This is a genomic window from Meishania litoralis, from assembly GCF_042611095.1.
GTDB lineage: Bacteria > Bacteroidota > Bacteroidia > Flavobacteriales > Flavobacteriaceae > Meishania > Meishania litoralis.
Genome location: NZ_JBHFPV010000001.1, coordinates 1,367,261 through 1,389,921, shown reverse-complemented (window position 1 = coordinate 1,389,921; position 22,661 = coordinate 1,367,261). Strand labels below are relative to the sequence as shown.

19 protein-coding genes and 1 pseudogene are annotated in these 22,661 nt (G+C 41.8%); 14 read left to right on the top strand and 6 right to left on the bottom strand.

Going from position 1 to position 22,661, the window contains the following annotated elements; all coding sequences use genetic code 11:
* The 7 genes and pseudogenes from ACEZ3G_RS06265 (at nt 1) to ACEZ3G_RS06235 (ending at nt 6,505) form a co-directional block, all read left to right on the top strand.
* Entirely contained in the window at nt 1–1,011 is a 1,011-nt protein-coding gene (locus ACEZ3G_RS06265) for a hypothetical protein (RefSeq protein ID WP_432424590.1), read from the top strand.
* Between the two features lie 36 nt (nt 1,012–1,047).
* Complete coding sequence (gene rfbB / locus ACEZ3G_RS06260; RefSeq protein WP_432425151.1) at nt 1,048–2,094, top strand: dTDP-glucose 4,6-dehydratase; 1,047 nt, start codon at nt 1,048–1,050, stop codon at nt 2,092–2,094.
* A 53-nt stretch (nt 2,095–2,147) separates the two neighbouring features.
* Nucleotides 2,148–2,518 (top strand): annotated as a pseudogene (locus tag ACEZ3G_RS06255) (four helix bundle protein).
* Nucleotides 2,519–2,540: 22 nt separating this feature from the next.
* Complete coding sequence (gene rfbA / locus ACEZ3G_RS06250) at nt 2,541–3,410, top strand: glucose-1-phosphate thymidylyltransferase RfbA (protein ID WP_432424589.1); 870 nt, start codon at nt 2,541–2,543, stop codon at nt 3,408–3,410.
* On the top strand, nt 3,407–3,952 hold the full coding sequence (gene rfbC, locus ACEZ3G_RS06245) for a dTDP-4-dehydrorhamnose 3,5-epimerase (RefSeq protein ID WP_432424588.1): 546 nt from the start codon (nt 3,407–3,409) through the stop codon (nt 3,950–3,952). Before rfbA ends, rfbC begins: the two co-directional genes overlap by 4 nt.
* Nucleotides 3,949–4,797 carry a dTDP-4-dehydrorhamnose reductase gene (rfbD, locus tag ACEZ3G_RS06240; RefSeq protein WP_432424587.1) on the top strand — a complete coding sequence of 283 codons (849 nt, stop codon included), beginning with the start codon at nt 3,949–3,951 and terminating at the stop codon, nt 4,795–4,797. The genes rfbC and rfbD overlap by 4 nt, the downstream gene beginning before the upstream one ends.
* A gap of 22 nt (nt 4,798–4,819) precedes the next feature.
* Nucleotides 4,820–6,505: a class I SAM-dependent methyltransferase gene (locus tag ACEZ3G_RS06235; RefSeq protein ID WP_432424586.1), complete on the top strand. Its 1,686-nt coding sequence runs from the start codon at nt 4,820–4,822 to the stop codon at nt 6,503–6,505.
* 251 nt (nt 6,506–6,756) lie between these two features.
* Here the strand turns inward: ACEZ3G_RS06235 and ACEZ3G_RS06230 are convergent, their stop codons facing one another.
* Nucleotides 6,757–7,677, bottom strand: a complete 921-nt coding sequence (locus tag ACEZ3G_RS06230; protein WP_432424585.1) for a class I SAM-dependent methyltransferase — start codon at nt 7,675–7,677, stop codon at nt 6,757–6,759.
* Between the two features lies 1 nt (nt 7,678).
* Between ACEZ3G_RS06230 and ACEZ3G_RS06225 the strand changes: the two genes are divergently transcribed.
* Both ACEZ3G_RS06225 and ACEZ3G_RS06220 read left to right on the top strand, forming a co-directional pair.
* Nucleotides 7,679–8,596 (top strand): ComEC/Rec2 family competence protein, encoded by a 918-nt coding sequence (locus ACEZ3G_RS06225; RefSeq protein ID WP_432424584.1) that lies wholly within the window; start codon nt 7,679–7,681, stop codon nt 8,594–8,596.
* Between the two features lie 121 nt (nt 8,597–8,717).
* On the top strand, nt 8,718–10,133 hold the full coding sequence (locus tag ACEZ3G_RS06220) for an oligosaccharide flippase family protein (RefSeq protein ID WP_432424583.1): 1,416 nt from the start codon (nt 8,718–8,720) through the stop codon (nt 10,131–10,133).
* A 5-nt stretch (nt 10,134–10,138) separates the two neighbouring features.
* Here the strand turns inward: ACEZ3G_RS06220 and ACEZ3G_RS06215 are convergent, their stop codons facing one another.
* The 5 genes from ACEZ3G_RS06215 to ACEZ3G_RS06195 form a co-directional block, all read right to left on the bottom strand.
* On the bottom strand, nt 10,139–13,096 hold the full coding sequence (locus tag ACEZ3G_RS06215) for a sulfatase-like hydrolase/transferase (RefSeq protein WP_432424582.1): 2,958 nt from the start codon (nt 13,094–13,096) through the stop codon (nt 10,139–10,141).
* 15 nt (nt 13,097–13,111) lie between these two features.
* Nucleotides 13,112–14,248, bottom strand: a complete 1,137-nt coding sequence (gene wecB, locus ACEZ3G_RS06210; RefSeq protein WP_432424581.1) for a non-hydrolyzing UDP-N-acetylglucosamine 2-epimerase — start codon at nt 14,246–14,248, stop codon at nt 13,112–13,114.
* 143 nt (nt 14,249–14,391) lie between these two features.
* Nucleotides 14,392–15,531: a polysaccharide biosynthesis C-terminal domain-containing protein gene (locus tag ACEZ3G_RS06205; protein ID WP_432424580.1), complete on the bottom strand. Its 1,140-nt coding sequence runs from the start codon at nt 15,529–15,531 to the stop codon at nt 14,392–14,394.
* Nucleotides 15,532–15,535: 4 nt separating this feature from the next.
* Nucleotides 15,536–15,964, bottom strand: a complete 429-nt coding sequence (locus ACEZ3G_RS06200; protein WP_432424579.1) for a WxcM-like domain-containing protein — start codon at nt 15,962–15,964, stop codon at nt 15,536–15,538.
* Nucleotides 15,965–16,969 (bottom strand): polysaccharide biosynthesis protein, encoded by a 1,005-nt coding sequence (locus ACEZ3G_RS06195; protein ID WP_432424578.1) that lies wholly within the window; start codon nt 16,967–16,969, stop codon nt 15,965–15,967. It abuts the gene before it with no gap.
* 305 nt (nt 16,970–17,274) lie between these two features.
* On the opposite strand from ACEZ3G_RS06195, the gene ACEZ3G_RS06190 reads away from it, so the two are divergent.
* The 5 genes from ACEZ3G_RS06190 to ACEZ3G_RS06170 are packed head-to-tail and all read left to right on the top strand — an operon-like array spanning nt 17,275 to nt 22,532.
* Complete coding sequence (locus tag ACEZ3G_RS06190; protein WP_432424577.1) at nt 17,275–18,498, top strand: hypothetical protein; 1,224 nt, start codon at nt 17,275–17,277, stop codon at nt 18,496–18,498.
* Entirely contained in the window at nt 18,485–19,357 is an 873-nt protein-coding gene (locus ACEZ3G_RS06185) for a glycosyltransferase (RefSeq protein ID WP_432424576.1), read from the top strand. The genes ACEZ3G_RS06190 and ACEZ3G_RS06185 overlap by 14 nt, the downstream gene beginning before the upstream one ends.
* Entirely contained in the window at nt 19,354–20,598 is a 1,245-nt protein-coding gene (locus ACEZ3G_RS06180; protein WP_432424575.1) for an O-antigen ligase family protein, read from the top strand. Before ACEZ3G_RS06185 ends, ACEZ3G_RS06180 begins: the two co-directional genes overlap by 4 nt.
* Nucleotides 20,561–21,301, top strand: a complete 741-nt coding sequence (locus ACEZ3G_RS06175) for a glycosyltransferase family 2 protein (RefSeq protein WP_432424574.1) — start codon at nt 20,561–20,563, stop codon at nt 21,299–21,301. The genes ACEZ3G_RS06180 and ACEZ3G_RS06175 overlap by 38 nt, the downstream gene beginning before the upstream one ends.
* Nucleotides 21,294–22,532: a glycosyltransferase family 4 protein gene (locus ACEZ3G_RS06170; RefSeq protein ID WP_432424573.1), complete on the top strand. Its 1,239-nt coding sequence runs from the start codon at nt 21,294–21,296 to the stop codon at nt 22,530–22,532. The genes ACEZ3G_RS06175 and ACEZ3G_RS06170 overlap by 8 nt, the downstream gene beginning before the upstream one ends.
* Nucleotides 22,533–22,661: the final 129 nt, after the last annotated feature.

Sequence of the window (22,661 nt, the reverse complement as noted above, 5' to 3'; positions counted from 1 at the left end):
ATGGCAGACAAACCATCAACGACCAGTACGAAGTCTGAAGAAATTGACTTGGGGCAGTTGTTCCAAATGTTTAGAAAAGGCTTGCACCGTATCTTTGTAGGGGTACTGCGAATTTTTCTTTACCTGAAAAAAAATGCCCTAAAATTAGGGGCTTTGATTTTTTTAGGATTGGTAATTGGCTTCTTGCTCAATATTTTCGTAGATAAAAAGCTGAAAAGCGAGGTAATCGTGATGCCCAATTTTGAAAGCAAAGACTATCTGTACGATGTTGTCGAAGAGATCCAAGCCAATTTTATAAGCAATGATACATTGTTCTTCAGAAATATGGGTATCGACGTCAATGAACTACGAGGCTTTGAAATTAGTATCCAACCGGTTGAAAATGAAGAACTGGATGCTGAAAAACTTAAAGAAAGCAATGATTATCTTGAGATTCTTCAAACCCTAAAAGAAGACGATTTTGTATTCGACGTCATCAAATCGGAAATTCTCAAAAAAACGGTCCTGACCCATAGAATTACCTTTTATCATAAAAATCCGAACAAGGGTGAAGAATACGTTTCTAAAATAATGGATTATATCAACGCCAACCCTTACTTTACCGAGTTGCGAAAAGTTTCCGAAAAAAATGCAAAGGCACGTATCGAAAAGAATACCGAGCTCATTGAGCAGATAGACGATCTTGTGGCCGGCTTCAATAAACAAATGGCTTCATCCGAAGCGTCGCTGAGAGGCCAAGAAGGTGTTGTTTTGTTCGATAAGGAAAGAAGCTTGGATCTACCCGGTCTTTTAAAACTAAAGAATGAATTGGTCAAGGAAATTGAAGAAAAACAATTGGATTTAATCGAACAAAAAGAGGCAATAGGCATAATAAATTTCGGCAAGACCCAAGTCGTGAAAAAACAGTTCTTGAACAAAAGTTTGGTCTGGCTTCCGGCGATACTGGTCGGGCTTTTCTTTGCATGGTCCTTTCTTGTCTTTTTAAACAGAAAGGCGAAGGCGTTGAATTAAATATACTGATTGGAATATTAAATCCCAAAGAATCATATCATGAATATTTTAATTACCGGAGGCGCGGGTTTTATCGGCTCTCACGTTGTGCGTAGATTTGTGAACAATTATCCGCAGTATCGTATTTTCAATTTAGATGCCCTTACCTATGCCGGTAATCTTGAAAATTTAAGGGATATCGAAAAAGCCTCTAATTACAATTTTATCAAGGGCGATATCGTCGATGCCGAACGTATCAATGAACTTTTCAAGAAGCATGAATTTGAGGGGGTTATCCATTTAGCGGCCGAATCACATGTCGACCGCTCCATAACGGATCCCTTGGCTTTTGTTCGTACGAATATCATAGGTACCGTCAATCTGCTCAATGCCGCCAGAGATTCATGGAAGGGCAATAAAAAGGGCAAACGGTTTTACCATATAAGCACCGACGAGGTTTATGGTTCACTGGGCAGCGAAGGACTTTTTACCGAGACGACGCCCTATGACCCGAATTCTCCCTACTCTGCCTCGAAGGCCAGTTCAGACCATTTTGTACGCGCCTATGGCGAGACCTATGGTCTTCCGTATGTGTTGACCAACTGCTCGAACAATTACGGGCCCAATCATTTCCCTGAAAAACTGATTCCATTGTTCATCAATAATATTATTGAAAACAAATCTTTGCCCGTATATGGCGATGGAAAATACACCCGTGACTGGCTTTTTGTTGAAGATCATGCTCGGGCCATCGACTTGGTTTTCCACAAGGGCGAGAATCATGAAACCTATAATATCGGAGGCTTTAATGAATGGCAGAATATTGATCTGGTAAAGTTGCTCTGTCGATTGATGGATAAAAAGTTGGGTCGGCCCCAGGGCACTTCCGAGCAGCTGATTACTTACGTAAAGGATCGACCGGGACATGATCTGCGATATGCCATCGATGCCGATAAAATCAATAAAGAATTGGGTTGGGAACCATCCGTTACGTTCGAGAAAGGCTTGGAACGAACGATTGATTGGTATTTGGAAAACCAAGAATGGCTGAACAATGTTACTTCAGGGGATTATCAGGAGTACTATGAGAAAATGTATTCTTAAGGTTATAGAGTTATCTAGTTATGCGGCCCTGAGTTGCTGTGAGTATATTTTATATGAAAATCAAATCACATAAAGATCTCAAGGTCTGGCAAGAGTCTTTAGAGTTGGTGGATAAGATTTATGAGTTGACCAAATCATTCCTTGGTTCGGAAAAGTTCGGTTTGACAAGCCAGTTAAGAAGGGCGGCGGTTTCCGTACCTTCCAACATTTCAGAAGGATGTGCTCGAAGAGGATGTAAGGAATTAATTCGATTTTTTATATTTCTTTGGGGTCATTATCCGAGTTGGAAACTCAAGTTGTAATTGCCGTCCGGTTAAACTATGCAAGAAAAAATGAAGAACTTGAGAATCTTATAATTTATATTCGAAGAATGCTTGTTAACTTGATAAAGTCTCTAGGTGACAACAAACAAATATCTTTATAACTTCGTAACCATTGACTAATCTATGAAAGGAATAATCTTAGCCGGAGGCTCTGGAACACGTTTGCACCCTTTGACCCTTTCGGTCAGTAAACAACTGATGCCCATCTATGACAAACCGATGATTTATTATCCCCTTTCCACTTTGATGTATGCCGGAATTCGGGAAATACTGATTATATCTACGCCTAAAGACCTACCGCTTTTCAGGGATTTGTTGGGCGATGGCGAAAAATACGGTTGTTCTTTTTCTTATGCCGTACAAGAAGCCCCGAATGGACTGGCGGAAGCTTTTATCATTGGTGCCGACTTTATCGGAAATGATAAGGTGGCCTTGATTTTAGGAGATAATATTTTCTACGGTTCGGGGTTGGCCAAATTGTTACAGTCGAATAATGACCCTGAAGGAGGAATTATCTACGCGTATCGCGTGCATGACCCCGAACGCTATGGAGTAGTTGAGTTTAATGAGGAAGGAAAGGCGATAAGCATCGAGGAGAAACCTTTAGAACCTAAATCGAATTATGCGGTACCGGGCATCTATTTTTATGACAACGATGTGGTTGAAATCGCCAGGAGCATTCCGCCTAGCCATAGGGGTGAGTTAGAGATCACCGATGTCAACAAAGTCTATCTCGAAAAGGGCAAGTTGAACGTGAGCATCTTGGATCGTGGAACAGCCTGGCTTGACACGGGCACCTTTCAATCATTGATGCAAGCTTCACAGTTTGTCGAAGTCATCGAGGAGCGGCAAGGACTCAAGATCGGTGCGATAGAGGCCGCCGCTTACGAAATGGGCTTTATAGATAAGAACCAATTCAAAAAGCTGGCCGAGCCTTTGATGAAGAGCGGCTACGGCAAAAACCTTTTGGGAATATTAAGCAAGCATCAATGAACGTTATTGAAACGAAACTGAAAGGTTGTTTTGTCATAGAACCCACGGTCTTTATTGACGAACGGGGCTATTTCATGGAATCGTTCAACGCAGAGCGCTTTAATGGTGCTATCGGTAGGAAAGTCGATTTTGTTCAAGACAATCAATCATATTCTACAAAGGGGGTCGTACGTGCGTTACATTACCAAATTGGAGAACATGCCCAAGCAAAGCTTGTTCGGGTACTCTATGGCAAAGTTCTTGATGTTGCGGTCGATCTGCGAAAAGATTCCCCGACCTATGCAGAACATATTGTTGTAGAGTTGAGCGATGAAAACAAAAAACAACTTTTTATACCGAAAGGTTTTGCGCACGGGTTCGTCACTTTGAGCGAAGAAGCCGAGTTTTTCTATAAATGCGATAATTACTATAATAAAGCTTCGGAAGGAGGAATCATCTTCAACGACCCTACCTTGAATATTGATTGGAGACTACCTGAAGATAAGCTGATCGTTTCCGTAAAAGACCGGATTTTACCAACGCTTCAGAACGCGAGATTATGAAGAACGTTTTGGTCACCGGAGGGAACGGGCAATTGGCGACTTGCATCAAGGACATCGATTCCAGGGCCTCTGAATATCATTTTATCTATGTAGACCTCCCAGATTTCGATATCACCGATAAGGAAATAGTAAACCGCCTTTTTGAGGCAAACGATATTTCACATTGCATAAACTGCGCCGCATATACGGCCGTGGACAAGGCGGAATCTGAAAAAGAACTTGCCTACTCGGTCAATGTTACCGGAGCCAAAAATTTGGCCGAGGCCTGTGACGAGCACCATGCCATAATGATTCAAATTTCAACGGACTTTGTTTTTGACGGCAATCAAGGCTTTTCGTACAAAGAGAACGACAAAACAAATCCCTTGGGCGTTTATGGTGCCACCAAATGGCAGGGCGAACTGGCCGTTTCGCAGGCCCTCGAAAGACATTTCGTGTTGAGAACCTCGTGGTTGTATTCCGAATTTGGGCACAATTTTGTCAAGACCATGCAGCGTTTGGGCGCTGAACGTGAAATCCTGAATGTGGTGAGTGACCAAATTGGCACGCCGACCTACGCGGGCGATCTCGCCAAGGTCATTTTAAAGATCGTACAAGAAGATATCAATGAATATGGCACCTATCACTATAGCAATGAAGGCGTGGCGAGTTGGTACGATTTCGCAATGGCCATATTTGAAATTGCCGAAATAAATTGCAATGTGCTGCCGATAAAGACCGAGGCCTATCCGACCCCGGCAAAACGCCCATCGTTTAGCGTCATGGACAAATCAAAGATTAAAAACGCTTTACAGATAGAAATACCGTATTGGAGGGAGAGTTTGGTAAGGTGTTTGACAAATTGAATATTGAAAACAAAATAGATAAATGAAAGTAAACGAGCTTACATTTGACGAAAAAAACAAGGTCTTTATTAATCCAGAAAAAGTCATCGATTATAGTGATGGACAAGAGAATGAACAATATGTTCTTGATTGTTTAAAAAAAGCAAAGGACACGTCTATTTTCTCCATGGAGTTGCATAACTGTATTAAAGACTGGCCTAGTGAATACCACTTTACTACTTATCGTGCGAATATTTTGCGACCGGTCAAAATTGATAAGGGCCATAGTGTTTTGGAAATAGGGGCGGGTACCGGGGCCATAACAAGATATCTTGGTGAAACAGGGGCAAAAGTTATTGCCGTAGAAGGAGGTTTTCCGCGTGCCAAATGCATTGCAGAACGGTGCAGAGACCTTGACAATGTCACGGTAGTTTGTAGTAATGTAGAAGATGTCGAATTTGACCAAAAGTTTGATGTCATAACATTGATCGGAGTGTTTGAATACACAGCAAAATATTCAAATCATGAAAACCCATTTTATGATGCACTAAGGAGTTATGGGAACTTATTGAAACCCGGTGGAAGACTTGTTATTGCAATTGAGAACAAACTGGGACTGAAGTATTTTGGAGGTTTTAACGAAGACCATTTCGGGAAACCATATTTTGGCATAGAGAGTAGATATGGCAAAAAAGACATCACCACATTTGGCCATGAAGAAATCAAAAACATGCTGGCGGCAAGTGGATATAATTCTATTAAGTTCTTATTCCCTTTCCCTGATTACAAACTCCCGAAGACAATTATAGCCGACAATGGACTAGAGCATTCGGGTTTCAATGAGGCAGATTTGATTAGACTTACAAAAGAAAGGCATTACGGAACCCGGCCAAAAGCTAATCTTCTTAATGAATACCTCTCGTGGGAATCGATTGCGGAAAATAAGTTGGTCAAGGATTTTTCCAACTCCTTTTTGATAGTCGCAAGTAAAGAAGCAGAGCCTAATTTTGATAGTACTTTGTTGGCAGAATTTTACACTTGTGGTCGTTTAGAACCGTATAATACGATTACAAGGTTTAAGGTTAAAAACAACGGGGTAATTGGCGTTGATAAAGGATTGTTGAATGCTACGAGTACGGTATCAAATAATGATTTTGCACATCGTCTAACCAAAGAAACGAATTATATTCAAGGCAAGAATATGCATCACTTGATAATGGAGGCTCTATTGAAAAATCAATATGACAAATATGAAAAACTAATGAGAGATTGGGTTGACCATATTCGAAGCGTTGCTGTTCTAGAAGATTCTGAACCCGAGAGGGTTGGGCCGGAGTATTTTGATGCCTTACCAAGAAATATAATTATCGACGAAAAGGGAAAACTGCATTTATTTGATCAAGAATGGACGATAAATCAGGAGTTTGACCTGTCTTTCCTACTGGTTAGGTATCTAGCTGAACATCGCAGGAAAAGGGGGGTCTATTTCGGTTATGCCAGTTCGTTTTTAGATTTTGTCAATAAATCTATGTTGGCCTGTGGACTCAAGGTAATTTCGAACGGCAGACTCAAGGAACTAATGGAAAAAGACGAAACCATCCGACGTAAGATAAATCGAGAAGGAGGAATTACGCCCCGAAGAATATTCAAATCCTTCCTGCAATTACTTTTGCAAAAAGCAAAAGAAATTAAAACCTATGTCTATTATGATCAGTTTGCACAACGCTGAAATTTTGTGTTGGGCTTGGTTAATTTGATGCGAGCGCAACCATTTTAGATATCCCCAGCTCCCGCCAGTTTGCAACTGCTGGCCGCAAGAGTAATCCGAAATCCGCGGCAAGAAGCAAAATACTACACATCCAAGTAGTGTTCCGGTTGACGGTATATTTCGTAGTTTTAAGCTATGAGCGGAAACTATAAATTCCATAACAAGTCGGGTGCACCGACTCCGCAAAGTCTCCCGACTTTGAGGCCATACTACTAAACCTTCCTCCCCAAAACAATATGCTCACGGCTCTCACACGATTGCAGTACCTCGATATTAAAATGCTCCATCATTTGCGTCAAAAGGGGTACATCAAAAACATGATGGTGCAACGCCCTGTTCTCGGGGTTTTTTAACGACCTTGCCCTAAACTGTTCGGGCGAGCCCGCCGGTGGATCCAAGGTTAGGTCATGAAATTCCAAAATTTCCTCAAGATGGGTCATATCGTCCTCTCCCATATTGTTCTTATAGTCTTCCAAAAGATGTGCAAATGTTGTGACGGATCGTTTATGGTCGAAATTATAGGCTTTGTTCGGCAGGGCCAATAACAAAAGACCGTCTTTTTTGATGACCCGCACCCATTCTTCGAGGGCTTTCATAGGGTTGGCGACATGTTCGAGACAATTCGAAGAAATTACAAAATCGTACTGGCCATCGGAAATTTCACTTAAGTCCGTAGCCTCCGAGATGTACTGAATCCCCTTTTTATCCCTATGATACGAATAATTTTCTCCGCTTTTGATCGTGCCTTCCCAGAGTGTCGTATTTGAAAAGTTACAGCCGTCCAGACCGTTAATAACTTTATAGATCGGCACAAAACCGTCGTTGCGAAAAAGTCCGCTAGGGCCGCCGATTTCCAATCCTGAAGTATGGGCGAACAAATGTTGAACCGATTCAAGGTCCGGAATCCGTTCGGGATTCAATTTTGCCATTCCCTTTTTGAACGCATATGCAACCCCTTTTTCGTTCAATACTTTAAAAATCTTGCCCAGTTTTGTCATTGCATTTTCGACATGGTTTGCCAAAGATACGATTGTCAAGGTTAAAGAAGTTTTTGTTTGCCCATGTTTTGTAGGTTCGGGCAATTTAACACGATCTGCATTGCGTATCTTTGAACCACTTACCAATAGGGTCAAAATGGTAAAAAAGGTTTTAGGAGCTTTCTTTTTTTTGAGCTGGTGGTCTTGTTCGATTACAGAAACCGGGCACGATGTTCTTGATATCAAAGACTTTCCCAATCGCAGCGAAGACTTTTCACTATGGCAAATGGCGCCTTTTCGCGAAGAAGTGCAAATGGGGTATCTCTTAAGGACCGACGATGGTAAAATTATTGTTATCGACGGCGGTGGCGTTGTCACAGCTCCGGTATTGGAAGGCCACATTGCCCAACTTGGTGGCACTGTGCATACGTGGATATTGACACACCCACATTTGGATCATATCGGCGCCTTTTTAGAGGTTATAAAAAATCAAAAAATCGAAATCAAACGAACTGTCCACGTGTCCTTGCCCGAAGCATGGGTGCAAAAAAATGAGTCCATCACGAGTGATCTGCACAAACAATACACGAATGCTATTTCATCAATGAACTGTGAGAAAATTGCAATGAAAACGGGTGATACCCTCAGTCTGGGTAAGGGCGTTCAGCTTCGGGTAATCGGGGCGTTCAATGAAAGTGTTGTGCAGAATGCGGTCAACAATTCCTCAATGGTATTTCGAGTGGAGAGTAAGTCTAAATCGGTTCTGTTTCTTGGTGATCTGGGTATTGCAGGGGGACGAACTTTATTGGCCAATGTTGATCCAGACTTGGTGAAAGCCGATTATGTGCAAATGGCACATCATGGGCAGCATGGTGTCGACCGTGATTTTTATAAGGCGGTAAGTGCCAAATATGCTTTATGGCCCACACCGAAGTGGTTATGGGAAAACCGGGCGGACGGTCAAGGCTATAATACCGGAAATTTCAAGACCTTTGAGGTACGCGTATGGATGGACGAATTGGGAATCAAGAAAAACTATGTTTCAGGTCTTGACGGAACGGTACAGATTGATTGAATAGTTGCTTGTTATGATAGGGTTTATAAGTTTATTGGTTTATGCGTTTAACAGAACACATTATGAAATTTGAAATACCAAACACCCGGCACCAAACATCCAACACCTAACCTTAAACCGAATGCCAACCGTATCCAAGAATATTTTCTGGTCAACCTTGACTTCGGCCCTGCAACTCTATACGGGTAGCGTTGTTTTCATCGTATTGGCCAAGCTTATGGATATCGAAGAATTCGGTATTCTGAGTTTCGGTTTCTCCTTGGCCGCCTTGGTGGCAATAGCCTCCGATTTCGGGTTTTCTTTGATGATCATAAAGGATTATCCGCAACAGGAAACCGGGGAACGTGCCAATTATTTGGGCAATAGCCTTATGGCCAAGTTGCTATTGTCGCTAGGCAGCAGTCTTATTTTTTTTGTATACCTCTTTGGGTTTTATAAAGGGGATTGGCTATTGGTAGGAGGCTTATATACGCTTATTGCCGTTGCGCAATCGTTCGTTACCTATCTTCAGGCATTATTGCGCATCGAGAACCGATTTCATAAATACACCGAAACGGTGGCGATCTACGCCTTAGCGGTTACACTTTGCGTGCTGGCGTATTGGCGGTTTAAGATTTCGTTGTTGCAATTGGTCTGGGCACTTCTTGCCTGTCGGATGGTACAATTGGTCTGGGCATTTTTTTTGAATCGAAAGTCTCTAATAGGATTTTCTTTCGACAGGCATAAAATCAAAGCACTTTTGATAAGCAGTTGGTCTTTCGGACTCCACATGCTATTGGGCATTTTTTATTTTATGGTCGATACCCAGATCATATCGCTATACCTCGGTGCGGAAAAAGTAGCTTTGTACCAATCGGTATTTCGTATTGTCCTGATTTTGTTGATGTTCTCCGATATCGTCTCCAGTGTATTGTTGCCCTACCTTTCTTTCAAATTCTATAAGCAGGAAGATATATCGCAACATGTATCCAAGATATTTTTATACCTTTTGATTATAGGGTGTTCGATGTTTTTGGCGTTTACGGCTTTTGACACCAAAATTTTAGAAATGCTTTATACCCGTGAGTATTTAAGTGCTTCGATATTGGTTCTGCCATTTTCAATTGTAATCATACTCCGCACGATATCAGCTTTGTTAGGGAATATTTTGACGATTTCCGACAAACAGACCTATCGCGTATTGACGGTAGCAGTTTCATTGGTGGTGAGCCTTGTTTTGAACTTGGTATTCATACCCAGATACGGCATTCTATCCGCAGCATGGATCAGTGTAATCGTGCATTTGGTACTTTTTGGCATGTATTTTTATTACAGCAAAAAAGAAATACCTTCCATGAAAGTTTTCGAAGCTTCTAATATGATCATATTTTTCACCACGGCCCTTATCTATATAGCCATTCATGTTTTGACCAATGGGAGCTACTTCGTAATTGGTTCAGGGGTTGTTTTTTGGGTCGTGATAGTTTATTTTGTTATGAGGAGAGACGAAAACTATACCTTTTTCAAACAGATACTTGGCGAAAAAGGGGTCGATTAACCCGATTATTTTTGTTCAGGGTCAAATATCCAATTGTCCGCGTACATACCATAGACAATACCGATTTCATTTTCTAGCACATATTTTTCATCTTTGCCCGGCTCTACATTAACCTGGTATACATAGACTTTGATGTCGTTATTTCCTAAAGTTTTGAACAGCTCTTTTTGAGCGGGAATATTTGTACGCGGAACCGCCACTGCGGTCACCTTGTTTTTTTTGAGATAATCCAGTTTATCCCCTTGTATCTTGCTCAGGGGCAAGGCCGATATCAAAGTAGAAACATTTGCCTCGGCCGCTTTTTCTACGGCATCTAAAGTGAACAGTTCCATTTGCAACCGATTCTTGTCGACAAACATTTCAGAAAATTTGACCGGTTCGTTTATTTTGTCCGTGACCAAAACCGCATCTTTATGGGAGGCAAACCATGTATTGATGGCTTCCATATCCATTGGGGTGTATTTACCATAGATTTTATGGGCTAGAAATTCTGCCCGGCTCACTGGTAGTTCACCCGAATAGTTGGTCTGTGTTGCCCAGTGTTTCCAGTCGTGGGTGGCTACAAAATGGCCGTCTTTTGTTTCGCTGATATCAAGTTCGAACAAGCGAAAACCTTTTTGATAGTTTAGATCTAATGCCTCCAACGCGTTGGTATATTTCAGATTGTCGATACTGCCGCCCGCATGGGCGATAAACCGGTCGGTATCTTTTAAAAAATCCGAAATCGGGCTTGTAAAATACAATTTCTTGTTGGTGGGCGATTTTGGGTAAGGGAGTCCCTCCGAAATCGAAGCATCGCCCACTTCTTCGACCATTTTTCCCGATAAGTTATGGGCGATATAAGTTTCCCGATTTTTTAGGCCGGCCAACGCATGAAAACCTAAATCTTCTAGGTTCTCGGAGAATGGCTTTAAATTTTTATGCGCCGAGTCGTGGGCAAAAATAATATAGGGAACATGGTCTTGAGAGAGCTGTTCGAGCAGTGATATGAATTCAGCGGCCTCTTCTTCGCTACCGTATGTGTCGAAGGTTTTCAATTCATATTTTTTTACAGAATTTAAAATGACCATGGTAAGCCCTCGCCGGGTAATGCGAATGTTTTGATCGCCCATACTGAAACTGCTGCCCTTTTTTGAGTTGTAGGTGCTGCTAGTTATGCGAATAAAATTTTCTTTTTGGCTAGCATTGATTTCTAGGATCAAATCGATATCGGATTTTTCGAAAACCACTTGGTCTTCCCCTTTTTTGGTAAGCCCAAAATTGGGTTTTCCCTTTAGCGATGCGTAGACAGTATTTTCGATCGTAAAAATATCCAAATAAGGTAATTCGGGGATATCTTTGGTGATGTGGGCAAAGGCTATGGATTTATCCTCAAAGGGCCGCAACTGTTCATCGAAGAGTACCCTGTGACAATTCGGTCCAGTCGGCATATCACCGGTGGCCACAATTATTCCTTCATGGTTTTTTACAATAAAGTTTCCTGATGTGGCGTCTACTTCCACAATGATACCATCCTTACAGTTGAAGGTTTTTAGCGCCGCATCGTTCAATCTAAGAATATGGGTATTGTTCCGGCTTAAAAAAGCGTTTTTGTCCGGATCGGCGATAAAATCCGTCAGAAATTTGGCATTATGTTCCACTCGGGCCCCTTCAAGAATGATTTTGGATACATCAATTTGTGTGATGGGCTTTTTGATATCGTAAGTAATATCATCGGAATCGGCGTTTGTGAGTAGAAAAAGAGATCTCTCTTGCATTTGATCAAAAACCTGGGTCGTAGTACTCATCAGCAAATGATCTGGAAAAATATAAAATACTGTATTGTCCAGCATTCTTTCCTTGGAAAGAAAAGCCATTAGATCTCCCACGAAATAGTCGGTTGCCGATACCATAAACTCCAAATTACTGGGTTGTGGGGGCAGTATGGAATCCATTCTTTTATCCAGCACCCCATTGGGAAAGTGTGTTGAGATCGATGAGAGAAACATGGCGAAGGGTCGATCGGAATTCTTTTTCAGCCGTAATTCTTTTTTAAACTCTTCGAATAGATCCTTGTCATGAATGCCCCATACTAATTTTTCGTACTGCGTTTCGAAATCTTTTTCCGATTTGACGTCGAAGCCAAAGGTTTTGAGCATATCGTCGATGCCCGAATATTCTTTGTTGCCGATGAAGTATTGTAGATCATACCCGGCACTTTTAAGCACATCGGGTAGCGAGGTCAACTTGTTCTCGTAGTTGTTTTGAAAAACACTGTTGCCGTGCAGTCCAAAAAAAGCAGGTACGCCAGACATCAAGGCATACATTGAAGCCGAGGTCCACCCTCCTGCCGGTGATTGCTCCATATCGTATAACGTACCGTCTTTAACGATCTGTCTTAGATTGGGGGTAAGATGGGCCAGTTTTTCACCAAGATATCCTTTTTCGAGCGATTCGAGGGAGAGCACGATAATGTTCTTTCCAGGACTGGCCTTGACATCCTTCTTTAGTACATATTCATCTGCATCGATACCCAAGCTTTTCAGCGCTTCTTCAAACGAAGCACTGCCCGCAAACTTCAATTTTAGGGTATCATAGGCATTGTTGAGAATTCCACCGTTGAAGCCCATAATAACGAACCCGGCCAATAAAAGACCAATGGGTAGTATTTTGTTCGCCAACCGCGTGCGAACAACTTTTCCCAAAAAGTGGACAATCAGGGTGGCCAACGCCAATGCAAGAATTATGAAGAGAAGCTCGGTGCCGAAAAAATCGGAAACGGATGTAGCATCCTTTAAGCTAAAGTTTTCATAGAAACGATAGTCGGCGATGTTTCCGGTGAGGATTACCGAACTGAATTGAATGGCAAAAAGAATTCCAAGGGCCAAAGAAAAAGCAAAGGCAAGTACTTTCTTGCCGATCGGAACAAAGGACCTCAATAGTACGAGTACCAAAAGTAAACATGCCAATTGTAGGAATTCCATATACCTTGAGAACTATTAGTGCTTATTCCAGACCACCCGGTTCACATAATCGACATACGATAGAATGATGCGCACGACTTTTTCGCTGACATTGGGCATACTGTAATCGCCTACAAGGCGAAAGGTGCGCTCGGGGTCTCTTTTCTGGGTCTCCAAGGCGACGAGCCCTTGCAATATACGTTCAGGGTTCAAACCCACCATCATGACCGAGGCTTCCTCCATGGCTTCGGGTCGTTCGTGCGCCTCCCTGATGTTGAGCGCCCTGAAATTCAATATTGACGACTCTTCCGAAATTGTTCCACTGTCAGAGAGTACGGCAAATGCATTGCTTTGCAATGCATTGTAATCGGTAAAGCCCATGGGTTTCATGAATTGGATCGCTTCGTGGGTCTTCAGCCCTTTTGTATCGAGCATATTTCTAGTACGTGGGTGGGTCGAAACGATGATAGGGTAGCCATATTTCTCAGCAATGGCATTTAACGAATCGATAAGCCCTTCAAAGTTTTTCGGGTCACTAATATTTTCTTCGCGGTGTGACGACACGACAAAATACTCATGTTTTTTCAGGTCAAGGTCTTGAAGTATCTTCGATTTGCCGATTTTTTCCTTGAAATGGCCCAACACCTCGAACATTGGGCTTCCGGTTTTGATAATGCGATCGGCCGGCAATCCCTCGCGGAGCAAATATTCGCGGGCAATGTCACTGTAGGTGAGATTAACATCTGAAATATGATCGACGATCTTGCGGTTGGTCTCCTCGGGCACGCGCTGATCGAAGCAGCGGTTACCGGCCTCCATATGAAAGATCGGGATTTTTCTTTTTTTAGCAGGAATGGCACAGAGGCATGAATTGGTATCTCCAAGTACCAAAAAGGCATCGGGGTTTATTTCTTCCAACAAAGGGTCGATTTTGATCAAGATATTGCCGACCGTTTCCGTTGCGTTCTTTCCCGCGGCGTTAAGAAAATGGTCCGGTTTGCGAATACCAAGGTCATCGAAGAATATACCGTTCAATTCATAATCGTAATTCTGACCGGTATGGACCAAGGTATGTTCGATGGCCTCGTTTTTGTCCAAGGCACTTAAGACACGGGCAAGTCTGATTATTTCGGGCCGTGTGCCCACAACCGTAATTACTTTTAGTTTTTTCAAAATATAATTTTAATTAGGGTCTATACTGCAAAATTTTTTCAGAATCACAAAAAAAGTCCAACCTCTAGTGACGCGCTAAACATGATATTGTTTCTTTCTAACACCTAACACCTAACACCTAACACCTAACACCTAACTATAGGTTATACCTCCTCAAAATACGTATCCGCATCTTGCGGGTCATAGGGCTCATTGATCCAAAATAAGGTTATCAATTCTTCGTTACCGATGTTCTTGATGTTATGGGTATACCAAATGGGCATATCGACATAGGCAGGTTCACTGCCATCGAGATAATAATCGATTACTTTATCGGTGCCGATCTTACGCAATTGGATCAATGCTTTTCCGCTGATGACCGCAAAACGCTCGGCCTTTCGTGTATGATAATGATTGCCTCGCGTAATACCGGGAACGGTGGTCGAGAATGAGAATTGTCCGCTCGTCTGTGTACGGGCGATTTCCACAAAACTCCCCCTGGGATCCGTATGTTTGGTGTATTTTACGGGATAATGCGTTTCAGGAACGTAGCATCGAAAGGTATTGAACAAAGCCTTTTCGAAAGCATCTTCGAGATTGGGAAAAACACCGTTCTCCATATAATCGGATCGATACGACTTTAATAGCTTCAAAATTTCCGATACCTTTTTATGGTAATTCGGAAGGATGTCCATTTGAGTACTGTTCTTTCCTATAGAACGGGTCTCGGCCCTCCCTTTGATGACATCGATAAAATACTTTACAAGCTCATTGACATAGATGAGTCCGATTTCACCGTCGTTGATAATGGTTGCTTCTTCATTATGGGCAATCTTGTGACAGAAGGATGCCACTACCGAATTATAGTTGGGTTTGCCAAACGGACCGAACACATTGGGAATGGTCAATGAAGTAAATTCGCCACTGCTCTTTTCGGCCCAAGCCATAAATTTTTCCTTCCCTTCTTTTTTCGATTTTCCATACAGGTTGTCTTTTTCTTCTTGCGTAGAGGAAGAAAAAAGAATGTGCGGCCCGGCTTTTTTATTTTCACAGGCCGATATCAACTTCGAGACCAATTCTAAATTGGTATTGTAAATAACATTTTGGTCTTCATGACGGTTCATCGCGGCCAAATGCACAATGACATCGCACTGCGAAACAAAATTTTCCAAGATAGAACTTTTTGAAAAAGCGTTTCGATCAAAAGGAACGAGCTCAAAACTATCGTCAAGGGCCAATGTTCGATATAGGTGCTCGCCAACAAAACCATTTTGCCCTGTGATGCCTATTTTTTGTTTTTCCATTGATTTACCATTTTATAGGCCATTGGTCTAAAGGGTACCTAAAATCATCTTTTTGTGATTCGCTGACCGAAAAATTTGAAAACACCATAAGTTTTGAACCCTCGGCCTGGGCCTTGAACCCATTGGCATAACCGCCGGGAACCACCAGAATCATTGGGTCCGACTCGTTCAGCGCAAAGGTTTCGACCGCAAGCCCCGGTGAAGGATTTTCAAAATCATCTATTTTAAAAAGCTTGACCATAAAACTTCCCGAATGGCAATAGAACCATTTTTTTTCTTCCTTATGGGCCTGCCATGCACGAATAATGGCTGTAGAACTCGGAGCAATCTCATAAAACCGCACGACCTCCTCCATATTAAAGTTATTGAAAAACCTTAATGCCCCTCTTTCGTCAATATGGTCGGAACCGGTTTTTAAATGAGCTTTTTCCATTTAAAGTTCTTGCTTGATATAGTCCAAACTATTGAGCAAAGCCTTGATGCCATTACCGTCTAAACGTTCGGTATTATGTGAGTGGTAATCCTCGATCTCACTGATATCGGTTTCCCCTTCAGAATAATAGCGACTGTAGTTAAGGTCGCGGTTGTCCGCCGGAATTCGGTAAAACTCGCCCATATCCTCCGCTTTTTGCATCTCCTCCCGGGTACATAAAGTTTCATAAAGCTTTTCTCCGTGCCGTGTTCCGATAATCTTTATCTCGTTGTCGGCACCAAAGATATCTTTAAGCGCCAAGGCCAGATCACCTATGGTACTTGCAGGTGCCTTGTTCACAAAAAGGTCGCCTTGATTGCCGTTCTCGAAGGCGAAAAGTACCAGGTCTACCGCATCTTCGAGCGACATTAAAAAGCGTGTCATTTTGGGATCGGTAATGGTCAACGGACTATTTTCTTTGATCTGTTTCACGAACAAGGGAATAACCGACCCTCGGGATGCCATTACATTTCCATATCGGGTCAGGCAGACCGTTGTACTTTCTTCGGGAATGTTCCTTGAAGCGGCTACCGCTACCTTTTCCATCAAAGCCTTGCTGATGCCCATGGCGTTAATGGGGTAGGCAGCCTTATCGGTACTTAGGCAAATGATTTTTTTGACCTTATTGGCCACGGCCGCATCAATGGTGTTTTGCGTGCCGAAAACATTCGTTTTTGTCGCTTCAATAGGAAAGAATTCACATGAAGGCACCTGTTTCAACGCTGCGGCATGAAAGACGTAATCGACACCTTTCATTGCATTCGCGATACTGTTGTAATCTCGTACATCGCCGATATAGAACTTTACCTTATTGCTCTTTAATTGGTTACGCATATCGTCCTGTTTCTTTTCATCACGGCTGAAGATGCGTATTTCTTTGATTTCGGTCTGTAAAAAACGATTGAGGACGGCATTTCCGAAGGATCCGGTTCCGCCGGTTATCAAAAGGGTCTTATCTTTGAACATGTTTTAGAAGTAAAATCGCGCTAAAATTAACATAATAAATGTTGAACACCATCTTTTGACCGATGGTATTTGAAAGGAAAGACAAGAATCAGTGTCCGTTTTACTTTTTTCTAGGGCATTATAAATAGACCAACGCACAGCGGCCAATGTCGAACTCAGGAAATACCATTGCAATGGCATGGAGGGACAAAGTCCCGTATTATTCACTGTTGCCACTGTGCTTTTTTCCCATTATGCCCTTCGGTTTAATGTCAGTCGCTATAATTGTATTTGCCTTAAGTTGTATGGTTTGCAATTATCCTGAATTGGCAAAGAACCGAGACAAAATGGGTTGGAAACCCTTTCTGGTCAATATTGGTTTTTATCTTCTCTTGGGTTTCTCGGTGCTGTATTCCGAAAATGTTAAAAATGCTATGGTACAAATGCAAAAAGGCCTTCCCTTGTTGGTCTTGCCTTTTGTGTTTTTATATTTTCCTCCGAGAATCGATATTAAAAGGCGCCATACCTTGTACGGTGCTTTCATAATGGCCAATTTTCTCTTTGCCGGATACTTGTTCAAATACCTCACCGACAATGCCAGTGATTTTGAAGCCATAACCACGCCCGGCCTGATACTTTTTGAGGGCCTAAAGGATGGAAGTTTTTTTGGGCAAATTAAAGACCTTTGGAACGGCTCTTTCTATGAAGTACTGTATTATGCGCGATTGAAAGCCGAGAGCAAGCTTTACGTTCATAAGACCTATGCTTCGCAAAACGTTCTTTGGTGCATATTGATAATCGTATATTTTATTTTTCGAAGAAACATTGCATGGTCGATAAAGATCTTACTTGGCCTGGTTCTAATTTTGCTTATGGCATTGTTGTTCTATTACTATTCACTTGTCAATTTGGCACTATTCCTCGTATTGGTTCCTGGGTATATCTTTTTCAGGATTTCCTCAAAAAAAACACGGGTCGCGTTCGCAAGTTTGATCTTCTTGACCGGCATCGGTATTTTTTCATTTTTGAATACCTCAACACAAAGGATTGACCCCAAAACCTACGAAGAATATACAAGATTTGAACATCCACGGTATATTCTTGATAATATTGCGGCAATGCTCGATAAAGATGATCGCAACATAATCAACAAGTGCAATGCACAGCTTATAGCTTCATCCACGGTTTTTGGCCTTGGCCTGGGAGATGTTCAAGACCAACTGGACCATTGTTATGAAGGTCTGATTGAAACAGGAAAATATAGTCTTGACATCAAGACGCAAAATCTTAACCCGCATAATTACTATGCTTTTTTATGGATGGCGGGAGGCATAGTCGTGCTCTTGGTGTTTTTGTACATGTTGTTTTTCAATTTTTCATTGGCCTTTAAGAACAACGATTTGCTTTATCTTGCCTTGATCTTGCTTATTGGAATCAACTTAATGGCCGAAAGCACGTTGAGCAGGGCTCATGGCGTTTTGTTTTTTGCGCTTTGGAACAGTTTATTATTGATAAAAAACTTAGTTGATAACGAGAATGACCGACCTTAAAGAGAGTATCTATTCATTCGATGATATTGTTATCGTTCTCGTATTATACCGAACAGTATTAGAAGATTGCAATTCTTTTATAACATTGGTCAGAAACGTGCGACATGGTGAGAAGATTGATCTATTGGTTTATGACAATAGTCCGGTCAAACAGCAACGCCCCGCCAGTTTGGAGCACCAAGGAATTAAGTTGCATTATATCTCGGATACCAGCAATCCGGGCATTGGAAAGGCTTACAATACGGCAATCAGATTTGCAAGGGAAAAAGAAAAGAAATGGGTACTTTTCTTGGATCAAGATACCCAGATTGCACCAGAAATGTTACAATTGTACCTTGATGCCATAAATGTACCAAGCGAAATTCGAGTTTTTGCAACGACCTTGTACGGCAATGATGGTCGATTGATATCGCCATCAAAATATCGCTTCAAAAGAGGCTTTCGACTTGAAAACCTCCCAAAGGGTAAGGTTTCCTTAAAAAAAATTCGGCCCATCAATAGTTTATTGCTATTATCGGTCGAAGTCTTTGAAACAGTGGGAAAATATAACGAAGAAATAAGGCTTGACTTTAGTGATCACGAATTTTTGGGAAGGGTTGAGAAATATTATAATGAAATGTATGTAGTGCCCGCGCATAACGGGCACAGTCTGTCTTCAAGCGACGACCGTGATATGGAAAGCATCAGGTCAAGGTTTGTTATTTTTTGTAAAGGCGCCCACGTAGCGGCAGGCACGGGTTTCATTTCAAGGTTACAGTATTTTATGGTTTGCTTGCTGCGTGCGCTAAAATTGAGCATAAAATCAAGATCGTTATTTTTTTTAAAAGTGATGTTTAAGGAATGGTTGGGTCGAGCATGAAAATTCCGTTAAAAATAAAGGTGGGGAGCACTTCTATAGCGGGAATGTTCTTTACGGTATTCTTACTCGAGCTTTTCTTGGGCGGCGCCGGAAGACTTACCACGTTCGGCCCTTTGACACTTCGCATGTATTTATTCATTTCAGGTCTTTTCGGGTTAGGACTTTTATTGTTGATGGGCAAGAAAATAACGAAGACCACGGTGTCTTTAATGTTGATTTTCATTTGTGTCTTTGCGATTGCAATTGTTCGAGGATTCTGGAACAGTGAAGATTTCTCTCGAATCGTCGATGACGCGAAGATGGTCTCGTTTTTCTTTATTCTGCCTTTTTTTGACATCATGATCAGTAGTTATCGCATGGCAGATAGAGTGGTTCGATTGCTAAAACTATGTGCCTTGTTCATGGCGGTTGCCTACCTTATCTTTTTTGTGGTTCTTAATCTGAAGTTGATTCCGTATTTAACGATTTATCAGGCTATGTCGAAACCGGAGTATTTTGCCGAATTCGGGTTTCGAGGAGAGATCGCAATGATTTACAAAGGCTTCGTCTATGTGGCCATAGGGTATTTTTTTTATTTCTTTTCACAAAAGAGCAAGCGAAATACCCTAAAAATTCTTTTGGTCTTCGTTGCAATCATGCTCACTTTGGTGAGGGCCTATATGCTTTTGATCTTTGGAATGACCTTCTTTTACATCGTCTATCGATTTTTGGTGGCTCGACAAAATCGCCTATTGAACATAGTTGTGATTTCGTCCATAATAATCGGAGCCTTGGCTTTTGTGCCAGTGGCCTTGGAGAAATTGGGAAATAAAAGCGTGTCCGACAATATTCGCTATGTGCAGATACAACAGGTGGTCGAGATGATCGACCCTATAAGTTTTTTTATAGGGCATGGTTATGGGGTCGGGGTTCCGATTAGGCCCGGACATATGGAAATCATGTATCTCGAATTGTTCCACAAGCAGGGGCTGTTGGGACTGGCTTTCTGGCTTTTTTTGCTGGTCTATATCTTTTTCAAGGCCTACAATTACCGTATTTATTGTGAAAACAAGGGTCATGAGGCTTTTATCGACACCAGACCTTTTTTGTTCGGAATTGCCTTTGTATACCTTCAATCCGTTTTCAATCCGTATTTGACGAATTCGATGGGAATGACCTTTTTATTCATTACTCTCGTTATTTTTGAAAAACTAAAAAAGTTCCATGAGCAAAAGAATCTCGGTATGCATGGCGACCTATAACGGTGCCTCGTTCATAAAGGAGCAACTCGAATCGATTCTTACAAATCTTGCCGATGACGATGAGGTCATAATCTCGGACGACCATTCTACTGATGATACACTGAAAATTGTCGCGTCTTTCAATGATCCGAGAATTAAAACTCATTTGAACAATCCAAAAAACAAAGGCCACATTGGCAATTTTGGCAATGCAATGAAAAAGGCATCGGGAGCTTATATTTTTTTGGCCGATCAAGATGATGTATGGCATCCTGACAGAATAGCCATTGTACTTGAGGCGTTACAGAAAAATGAGTTGGTCGTCTGTGATTGTTGGGTAACCGATGGCAAGCTTCAAATAATAAACGATTCGTTCTATGGCATCATCAATGCAGGAAGCGGTTTCGTGAAGAACTGGGTCAAGAACACCTACCTGGGGTGCTGTATGGCTTTTCATAGAAGTATTATGGAGAAAGCACTTCCCTTTCCCAAAAACATTGTCAGTCACGATACTTGGGTAGGGCTCATGGGCGAAATATACGGAACTACGGTCTTCATCCCCCAAAAGTTGCACTACTTCCGAAGGCATGGAACTAATTTTTCACAAAACGATGCCGGCGATGCCATGTCAGAACAAAAAAGTCCATATAGTTTGATGCAAAAAATAAAAATCCGTTTGGTTTTGGGAATCGAAATCTTAAAAAGAATCGTTAAGAATGGATGAAATCAAGCCCTTGAGGATATTGATCGTTTCGCAATACTTTTGGCCTGAAGATTTTAAGGTTAACGATGTTGCCTTTGATTTTGTTCAAAGGGGGCATGAGGTAACCGTACTTACGGGGAAACCCAACTATCCAAAAGGCAAGTTCTACAAGGGGTATGGTTTTTTGTCAAGGCGAAAGGAGCTGGTGAAAGGGGTAAAAGTAATTCGGTGTCCCATTATACCGCGTGGCAAAGGAGGCGCTATTTCTTTGGTCTTGAACTACCTCTCATTTATATTTTTTGCCTATTTCACATCGCTATTTCGAATAAAGGGGGCGTATGATATTGTTTTTTCCCATTTGACGTCCCCTTTGACCTCGGCCCTGCCGGCAATCTGGTTAAAAAAAAGGTTTAAGCTTCCACTGGTGATTTGGGTGCTAGATCTATGGCCCGAAAGTGTTGCGGCCACTACCAATATCAAGAATAAGCAGGTGTATTCGCTATTGAATAAGGTCGTGAGGTATATCTATAACAAATCGGATAAGGTTTTGGTCAGTTCGCGATCTTTTTTCAATTCGGTGGAATCTAAGATCAAAGACCCCTCAAAAATCGGATACTTTCCTAATTGGGCCGAAGATACTTTTACCGGCAACGAAAACGTGTCGTACGAACTTCCTGAATTTCCTATGGGGTTTAATATTATGTTCGCTGGAAATATTGGTGATGCACAAGGTTTTGAGTCAATCGTGGCTGCTGCAGAAGCCCTGCAGGACGAAGACATCAATTTTGTGGTCGTAGGTGATGGCCGAAAATACGATTGGCTACAGAATGAAATCGCTAATAAAAAATTAAGGAATATTCATTTACTCGGTCGGCATCCGTTAAAATCAATGCCCTTGTTCTTTAAAAAGGCAGATGCCATGTTGGTTTCCTTAAAAGACGAACCTATTTTTCGATTGACCGTTCCGGCCAAGATTCAGGCCTATATGGCATCGGGCAAGATTATCCTGGGAATGATCAACGGTGAGGCCAATGCGATGATCAATGAAAGCAAAAGTGGCTATGCGGTAGCTGCGGGAGATTACTCCTCTTTAGCTGAAAAGATTATAGGCTTGAGGGGAACAAGTGAAGGCCAACGCAAGCAGATGCAAAATAATGCGCTAGCCTACTACAAGAATAACTTTGAAAAACGAACACTGTTAGACCGGCTAGAAACCACATTTGGTAATATTGCCAAGTCGAATAACCCTTGAGAAAATGGCCGGAAAGACAAAGTACCAAAAGGTATGTTTTTCGAGGCAGCAGTATTTGCAGTGATTATTAGGTAGATATAAGAAGTGGTGTTAAATTTACAGATACAGAGGATTGTTATGACTGTTTTC